This window comes from Bartonella sp. CL70QHWL (assembly GCF_042194855.1).
Classification (GTDB): Bacteria; Pseudomonadota; Alphaproteobacteria; order Rhizobiales; family Rhizobiaceae; genus Bartonella.
Window position 1 is genome coordinate 1 of sequence record NZ_JBHINJ010000014.1, and the last position, 8,673, is coordinate 8,673.

General features: G+C 39.4%; 6 protein-coding genes. 3 read left to right on the forward strand and 3 right to left on the reverse strand.

Features of this window, described 5'->3' with window-relative positions; genetic code table 11:
• Positions 1 to 392 precede the first annotated feature (392 nt).
• Positions 393 to 2,381, forward strand: a complete 1,989-nt coding sequence (locus ACFIJZ_RS07025) for a M23 family metallopeptidase (RefSeq protein WP_273791323.1) — start codon at positions 393 to 395, stop codon at positions 2,379 to 2,381.
• Positions 2,382 to 3,282: 901 nt separating this feature from the next.
• On the opposite strand, the gene ACFIJZ_RS07030 is transcribed toward ACFIJZ_RS07025, so the two are convergent.
• From ACFIJZ_RS07030 to ACFIJZ_RS07040, 3 genes are all read right to left on the reverse strand, one after another.
• On the reverse strand, positions 3,283 to 4,713 hold the full coding sequence (locus tag ACFIJZ_RS07030; RefSeq protein WP_375631403.1) for a sensor histidine kinase: 1,431 nt from the start codon (positions 4,711 to 4,713) through the stop codon (positions 3,283 to 3,285).
• A gap of 224 nt (positions 4,714 to 4,937) precedes the next feature.
• Complete coding sequence (locus ACFIJZ_RS07035; RefSeq protein WP_375631404.1) at positions 4,938 to 5,492, reverse strand: RNA polymerase sigma factor; 555 nt, start codon at positions 5,490 to 5,492, stop codon at positions 4,938 to 4,940.
• Between the two features lie 7 nt (positions 5,493 to 5,499).
• A complete protein-coding gene (locus ACFIJZ_RS07040) occupies positions 5,500 to 5,703 on the reverse strand; it encodes a NepR family anti-sigma factor (protein ID WP_015856821.1) in 204 nt (67 codons plus the stop codon).
• A 169-nt stretch (positions 5,704 to 5,872) separates the two neighbouring features.
• On the opposite strand from ACFIJZ_RS07040, the gene ACFIJZ_RS07045 reads away from it, so the two are divergent.
• Together ACFIJZ_RS07045 and ACFIJZ_RS07050 are read left to right on the forward strand one after the other, a co-directional pair.
• Positions 5,873 to 6,667 carry a response regulator gene (locus tag ACFIJZ_RS07045; protein WP_273791319.1) on the forward strand — a complete coding sequence of 265 codons (795 nt, stop codon included), beginning with the start codon at positions 5,873 to 5,875 and terminating at the stop codon, positions 6,665 to 6,667.
• 22 nt (positions 6,668 to 6,689) lie between these two features.
• The gene (locus ACFIJZ_RS07050; RefSeq protein WP_375631405.1) at positions 6,690 to 7,703 is read left to right on the forward strand and encodes a sensor histidine kinase; all 1,014 of its coding nucleotides are present in this window, start codon (positions 6,690 to 6,692) and stop codon (positions 7,701 to 7,703) included.
• Positions 7,704 to 8,673 lie beyond the last annotated feature (970 nt).

Sequence of the window (8,673 nt, forward strand, 5' to 3'; positions counted from 1 at the left end):
TTTAAATAAAATAACCCAAACATTTCCAATAAAATATTGTAACAAAAAATCCTATTTCAAGACATTATTGGAAAAATCTGCCTTCATAAAAATAAAACATGAAAACAAAAGGAGTTCAAAGAGAGCATGGCGCCTTTAAAGTAAAATATAGCACCCCATTGCAATGCATGAAAATAGGAAGTTGCCTAAGAATGAGTTAATCTCAATAACGCTTGTTTTATGCTACTTTAATAAGGAAATTTTTCTGCACAGGTACGATTTATAAAGACATTGCTGTATAAAGAGAATCGCATGATCTGTAATTTGTAAAAAGAATCAAATTCCTGTAGAAGCATGCTAAGCTATCTATCTAGCTTTCTTTATTTAATATTGAAAAGTACTCTTATAAATCTATGTGGGATAACGAACAACAAAAAAACGATCCTGGACAGGACCCTGCTCTTGTCGTCAAACGCTTGCGGCCTGCGCGCCGACAGGTCTCTGCTCGTTGGCTTACGGGAACCATTCTGACAGGAATCACTTCCTGCATTCTTATGGGGATTGCACTTTTTACGGCTCTTGATGAACAACAGCGATTGGTAACACCGCCACAATGGTTTACGCAGGAAAACCTATCAGAATCACAAGACCCTGAGGCCAATGGGTATAAAGGTGATCGTATTTCCCCCACCCATGCACGGCAAAGCTTTGACAGAAAACGTCAATTTGAACTATCGATTCTACAAAAAAAAGGCGATGAAAAAGTCATTCAAACACAACATTTTGAATGGATTCGTATGGCTTTAGCCGAAAATCGCCCCCAGAAATATAGCTATCCAAAATTTGATTCTTTAAGCATTCTTGCCAGTGATTCGCAAAGTCAAAATATTGCACCACAAGAAGATTCTGGGCAGATTTACGGTGCAAAAATCGAAACAAAACTCACCTTACGCAGCTATGATTTTAAGGTAAATCAATTCGATTTTGATGACAGCGACACATTGACAGATGAAGAGGCACAACAAGAAGTGCAAAAAGCTGGATTTACTTTAGAAAAGAGCACCGAACTTCTTTCAGTTCTCACATTGATTGATCCTTTAAAGTTAGAAGATGCATCCTCCCCTTCCCAAGGCACAGAATCCCCTGAAGTTCGAATCGTTCAAGAAAATGTAACCGTTTCTCCTCAAAGCCACCGTATCGATCTGACGAAAAACTATGTTGAAGATATTATTCCTATTCGTAAAAAACAAACGATAGCCGATGCTTTCAAAAAAACCAGTTATACAAAAAAGCAAATTGACCAAGTTGTAAAAACGCTAGAAAAAATAAGCCTTTCCGATACTCTTAAAGAGGGAAGCCTTTTACGCATTGGTATCGTGACACAAGCTGGTGAAAAAGACCATCTCGTACGCGCAAGTATCTATCAAGGGATGCATCATGTTCTCACCATTGCCCTGAATGATAAAGGCCAATTCATTGAAAGCACAGAGCCTAAAATGTCTAAAGCGCTTAAAACGGCTTTTCAAAATGGTATTCCGCATTCTTACATCAATAGCGCGCAATTACCAACGGCTTATGATGCACTCTATAGTGCTTTGCTCAGTCATAATATATCACAATCTCTCTCTCATCGTCTTATTCGTCTGCTGGCCACCAATATTGACATGAAAAGTCCGATAACACCCAATGATCAGATCGAAATATTTTATGCCGTACCACAAAGCGATAAAGAAAACAAAAACGGCAAAAAGAACTTGAAAGCAAAGGAAGCATCCAAAAACACTGATCCAGAAATTCGTTATATTAGCGCAACTTTTGGAAATACAACTTATAAATATTACCGTTATCAATTAAAAGATGGAAGCGTTGATTATTATGATTCTGAAGGGAAGAGTTCAAAGCCTTTCTTGCTGCGCAAACCCACACCAAATGGGATTTTTGGCTCCCCCTTTGGTCCACGCAAACATCCTATTTTAGGCTATATTCGCATGCATACGGGTGTTGACTGGGTTGCTCCTAAAGGATCGCCCATTATTGCTGTAGGAGATGGTATTGTCACAAAAGTAGGCGTAACAGGCGGCTATGGAAATCACACGGAAATTCAACATGCCAATGGATATGTCAGCAGTTATTCACACCAAAGTCGTTATGCACCAGACATCAAACCAGGCGTGAAAGTACGACAAGGACAAATTATTGGATATGTTGGATCAACAGGAATGGCAACCGGTCCCCATTGTCATTTTGAAATCATTGTCAATGGCGTCAAAGTTGATCCCATGCGCATTCGTATACCGGATAGCAAAGCCTTAACCAATCAAGACCTACAAACATTCCTACAAGAAAAAAACAATATTGATTCTTTGATCAACAGCCCGATAGCACCCTCCGAAGAGACTTAAAGCATGAAAGCATCTGCATTTTCACGACTCAAAACATCTAAAAATATGCTTTAGCGCTTACTTTTCTCAAAGAGATTTCCGCACTTTAAATATCTATTAAAGGATACGTCGAAATATGCCACCACCCAAGGTCGCATCACAATGATTAAAAATAAAACGCCCTCCCCTTTTCAGGTTTACGCACAATAGAAAAGTGAAAAATATGAACCCCCAAAAGGCTAACTCTTCTTGTTTATTTTATCAAAACGATAAAAATCCCTTTGTTTTCCATGCAATAAAGTTTTAAATTAAAGGTGAGTTTTCTAAAGAACGAAGATTCTAAAATCCATATCATTCTATAAACAACCCGACTTCTTGTTGAATAGATTTCACTTGTTGAATGTATGCTGTTCATAGCCCTAAAGGACGGTGTTTCATGAACTTTATGAGCAAGTTTTACCTAAGAGAATATTCCTTACACACTTTTACAAAAAAAACCCATATTTAAAGTTTTAACAGCCCTTACAAAAAATAACAAAACTTAAAAAAACAATCTCTTCGCAAAGAAATAGAGCTTACGAATATAAGTATTATTATTGGCTTAAAGGAGCACTTATTCAAAATAAATTTAAAGGCTCACTTAAGCACTTCAAAGCTCTAAGACAAGGAGAACTTTGAAAGCCGATCATCGGAGTCAATAAAGCAAAAAAACAACGAGAGAGAAAATCAAACATTACACCAAAAGATGAAGAAGCAAGGTTGCTTCTCTTAAAAGCAATTGACAATCTGATATGAATGGTGCTGTGTTCGCGCTACTGAAGCCGTATTTTTCCTTCTTCTTGTGAAAAGATGCCCTCCCCATACATTCACGATGAATGAAAGGCAGCTTACCACGAGCAAAGAGTTTAACCCTTTAAAAAAATCAGTCAGAGCTTTTTTTTGAACTATTCATGCTAAGTTTTGGCAAAGGAATAACAATCTTTGTGCCTCCTAAAGCAGAAGTTTCAAACAGAGGTTTTTCACCAAATTGCATACAGAGCTGTTCCACAACCACACGACCAAGTCCTGTTTTTTGTTTTAAAGTTTGGCTTTTCATTCCCACGCCATCATCTTCTACAATGAGCATCAATTGTCCATCTTTCTGGGGACCAAAGGAGATATAAATATGACCCGACCGTTGATCAGGAAAGGCATGTTTTAAGGAATTTGTCAGCAGTTCACCAAGGATAATTCCAAGTGTTGTCGCATCTCTTGAAGACAGGCGACAATCTTTAAAGTTGGTGTGAATGGTGATGTTTTCACGCAATTCAAAAGGAACTGCCAATTCGACATCATGCACAACAGAACTAAGAAACTCTGCCAATAAAGTCGTTTCCATATCATCACTTAAGCGCAAACGACGATGTGCTGTAGAAATTGTCTGAATACGATCACGTGCAGCACCTAGAACAGAACGTACCTCTTCATTTTTGCTCCGGTTTAACTGGAGCCCCAGCAAAGAAGACACCGTTCCAAGAGAATTGCCAATGCGATGGCTTGCATCCTGCAACAATATTTCAACCCGTTGGCGTTCTTTTTCAGCGTGATTACGTGCTCTTTCTAATTCTTGTGTTCGTTCTTTCACGCGGGCTTCCAGAGCGATATTTTCGCTATGAAGCAGCAATTGATACAATTTTAAAGAGCGCATATCACGATGAAAACGATTAATAACAAAATAGGCAGAAATAAAGGTACTTACAACGGAAACAATAGCCGCCAATGTCAAAGCAGCCCGCATCAATGCGATACCCTCACGCTGTTTTTGTCGCACTACATCATCCCCATTAATAAAGCTTGTCATCAATTGAGCTAAACGTGCCACAGGAATCTTTGATACTTCCAAAGAGTCCGCATGAGAAGGTTGAGAAGGTTGTTCAGGAATCGCATCAAGAGCATGCATATGGGCATTCATAAAGGCTTTTCGTGCTTCAACCTCTTCTTTAAAAGCCGTAAACCATTTATACCACTGTGGATGCGCATAAACAATAAGTGCGATATAGTCGAGAATATTCCCCAACTCCCGCTCTGAATTTTCAAAACGTATTTTATCTTCCGCCTTGCGCGTTTTTGCATAGCTGCGATCAGCAACAGCCATATCAATCAAGCTAATAAGGACCAAATCAGCCTGTTCGCGCAATTCTGAACTTGTATTCAACTGTGCGATTTCTCGATCAACGGCATTTGAAAGCAACATAATAAAAACCGATGCCAAAAGAGCCATAACAAGAGAAACAACAATCGCACCCCACCGCCAGCGTGATATCGTTGCATCAGAAGAAGGCATTTGAGGCATCAAATTTGTTTTTGTTGTCATAGAATGTCCATTGGCGAACTTGAAAGTCGTCATTTTTCAGCACAAAGGAAGGCAACCTTATGGAACATAAAACCTAAAGCCCGTGAGAAAGTTTTATACAGGCTTTTCTTGTGTTCCTAAGGATACACGCCAAACTTCTGAATTTCCTCAGATACTGACTTTACTGTAATAGCTATAACGGGAATAAAAAAAACAAGGCTATCGATCATAATTATTATGCTTTTTTAGCCGTTAAATGAACACAATGTACTTCCAGCTGAGTAAGAATCAGGACCATAATCAGACTCACCATCCACCTTAAGAAGTTCTTGTAATCGATTACGCGCCCTGCTCACACGGCTTTTAATGGTTCCAACAGCACAACCACAAATAGTCGCAGCATCTTCATAAGAAAACCCCGATGCGCCAATGAGAATAATGGCTTCTCTTTGATCGGCAGAAAGCAAATTTAAGGCTTTTTTGAAATCTTGCAAATCAAGCGATCCATATTGAGCAGGATGAACAGCGACATTTTGAGTAAACACGCCATCGGTATCTTGAACTTCTCTTCCCTTTTTACGCATTTGACTATAAAATTCATTGCGCAAAATGGTAAAAAGCCAAGCTTTAAGATTAGTCCCCATCTCAAAACTATCTTGCTTAGCCCATGCCTTCATAACAGTATCTTGAACCAAATCTTCAGCTTTATCGTGCTTGCCACTTAAAGAAACAGCAAAAGCTCGTAAAGCCGGCAACACAGAAAGGAGTTCTTGTTTAAAGTTTTTCGCGCGCTTTGACATAAAGGATTCAAACCTTTTCCACATTGTTTAAGCCAAATTGCTCTGCGCGCTCCAACTTCTCTAAAAGCTCAAGCAAACACCGTGGCAGTGCCTCTTCTTGAATTTCCATGTAAAATTGACGTAACTTCCGTGCTATTTCGCTATTGACCCCGAGAAGATCATCTCCAACTGTAAATTGTGTGGTGAGATTTTTTTCATCACGGTCGTTCATTTTTCATCCCCCTAATCCATATAATATTGGTAGCACCGCGAAGAATTTTTTCGCCTTATAGTTGTAAATATAGCTGTCGGTAAAAAGTTCCATACAAATCAAGGAACTTTTTTATCGGTTGAGAATTTCAACCAACAAAGTGCTTGAAAGGTCAAAGGAGTTATAAATTATGTCATTATCAACGCGCATTGCCCCGCATCTTCCCTATCTTCGGCGTTTTGCCCGCTCTGTCACCGGTAGCCAATCCTCTGGCGATGCTTATGTGTCAGCGATGTTGGAAGCACTCATTGCCGACATCTCCATTTTTCCCAAAGCCTCCACTGACCGAATTGGTACCTATTGGCTTTTTTGCCATCTTTTTGACCAAACCACACCGAACATCCCAGAACCCCTGCCTCAATTTGGTCTTGAACAAAAAACCAGTGCCAAATTATCCTATCTCACGCCCCGTGCACGCCAAGCATTTTTGCTCATTGCCGTTGAAGGATTTCATGAACAAGAAGCCAGCGAAATCATGAATCTGGATACGAAAGAATTCCGCAAGCTTCTCAACCAAGCATCTATTGATATTTCTCAACAAATTGCCACTGAAGTCATGATTATTGAAGATGAACCTCTTATTGCACTTGATATTGAGCAAATGGTAGAAAGCCTAGGTCATCATGTTGTAGGAATAGCGCGCACGCGTGATGAAGCTGTCATTATGTATCATAAGAAAAAACCACGGTTGATTTTGGCTGATATTCAATTAGCCGATAACAGTTCAGGTATTGATGCGGTCAACGAGATTTTGAAAAATGACCGTATACCAGTGATTTTCATCACGGCTTTTCCCGAAAGGCTTCTCACTGGCGAGCGTCCAGAACCAACTTTTTTAGTGACCAAACCTTTTAACCCAGATATGGTGAAAGCGCTTATTTCCCAAGCTTTATTTTTTCAAGAGAATGCTTCTAAAGCGGCTTAGAACAGGGTAACATCTTAAAATTATGATTGTTACGCCTCTTTCAAAGCCTCCCATGGATAAATCTCATATGAGTGCGCTCATGCAAGCGATTCGTGGTGCGGATATTTGCGTTCTCTATCAGGCAACAAATCTGGTTTATTTATGGGCTGAAAACTTGCCCCACCATTTGCACAATAAATGGCGGGTTGGGTGTCGTGACAGCGACTTTTTTTCGCTTGACCTTGCAGACAATATGGAAACCATCAAACTGCAAGTTTTAGCCAGTGGCAAAATGCAAACTGTTGAAGCACGTTTTGAAGATACAAACAAACAAGAGATTTGGTACAAATTTTCTATTGATTGCCACCGCAATGATAACGAAGACATTATTGGTATTATCACCACCGGTGTCAATATTTCCGGCTTACGCCGCCGTGAACAAGTGCTTAAAATCCTTCTTCGCGAAGTCAGTCACCGTTCTAAAAATCTTCTAGCGATCATTCAAAGTATTGCCAGTCAAACCGCCCGCTATACTGAATCTCTTCAAGTTTTTTTACGAAAATTTCAAGGTCGTCTTCATTCTCTTTCTCATTCTCAAGATCTGATCACGGATTCCGATTGGCGTGGTGCTCAATTTCGCGAATTGGTCCAAACGCAGGCTTTAGGCTATTTAATGAAAGAAACAGAACGTTTTTCACTTGAAGGCGTCGATCCTTATCTTTTTCCCAATGCCGCTTTGCATATTGGTTTGGCTTTTCATGAACTGATTGTCAATTCTCTTTCTTTTGGAGCCCTTTCCCAAGAAAAGGGGAGCATCTGTGTACGCTGTGAAATCGAAACAAAACTGAATGGCAAAACGCAACTTATCATCACTTGGCATGAAAATTTTGAATCCGGTATCCCTCCCACAAACAATAAAAAAGCCTGTTTTGGTAGTGCCGTTCTCGAAAAAATCGTTCCCATTTCCGTGAATGGTTCAGCTTCCCTCAAATTGACACAAGAAGGAATTGTCTATTGCCTCTCTGTTCCTGATACTTATTTTGATATTTTTTCTTAAAAGAGCATTTTAAACAATGAACAAGAGAAGTTTCCCCTTTTTTAGTAAAATGTCTCATCTGTTTATTAAGCACAAAGACATTTTCCAACCTCTATAGTCCCCCAATAGTTCCCCAAAACCTTAACGAAAAACCTTAACGATGAGAACTGAAAGCCACATAAAATCTATTCCCGCTGTTAATCAACTTCCATCCCTCATATAACCGGCATATTTTAAAACAGAAACCAAAACGATAAAGAGCAAACCGTTTCAACTTTTACTATGCCAAATAAAAGCGAGCCTATTACCCATCTCTTTTTGTGTAATTTTCGCAATGCGCATACAATTTTATTTTGGCATAATATGCAATTTCAAGGAGTAAAGCTAACATCCATCATCATTCTTCAGCTTTACGGGCTTAAAGCCTCCACGACAACGACAATTAATTGATGAAAATTGCATATTTTACGCTTTTATTTATCGCATTCTATAATGGAGATATTCTCTTCAGGTACAATAGGACATTCTAAAACAGAATACACTTATGTCTTTCATTCACGCACTTTTTTAATATTTCCCAGCGCATCCACGCTCATTTCAAAACAGTATCTGTAAATAAGATATAATAGCCCCCGTAAAGTGAACCATCAAACCCGCCCCTTGTTACGCCATATCCTTCTTTACCTTCATGCCCCTTTTCACTTCATAAAAGTAGTAGCTGAGCATCATCATACCATTTGTCTTTCATGTTACAACAGCCATTGACCTTTGAGAGCGTCCATAAGAGGCATTTTAGGCTTTTTTTCAAATACTTCTCATTGATACAAAGCCCCTACACACCCCTTTATGACGTGCAAACCAATGACTTTGATTAATTCACTATAAAGGGAACCCGCATCTCAAAGGGGAAAACCCATCTCAAAGGGGAAAACCCATCTCAAAGGGGAAAACCCATCTCAAAGGGGAAAACCCATCTCAAAGGGGAAAACCC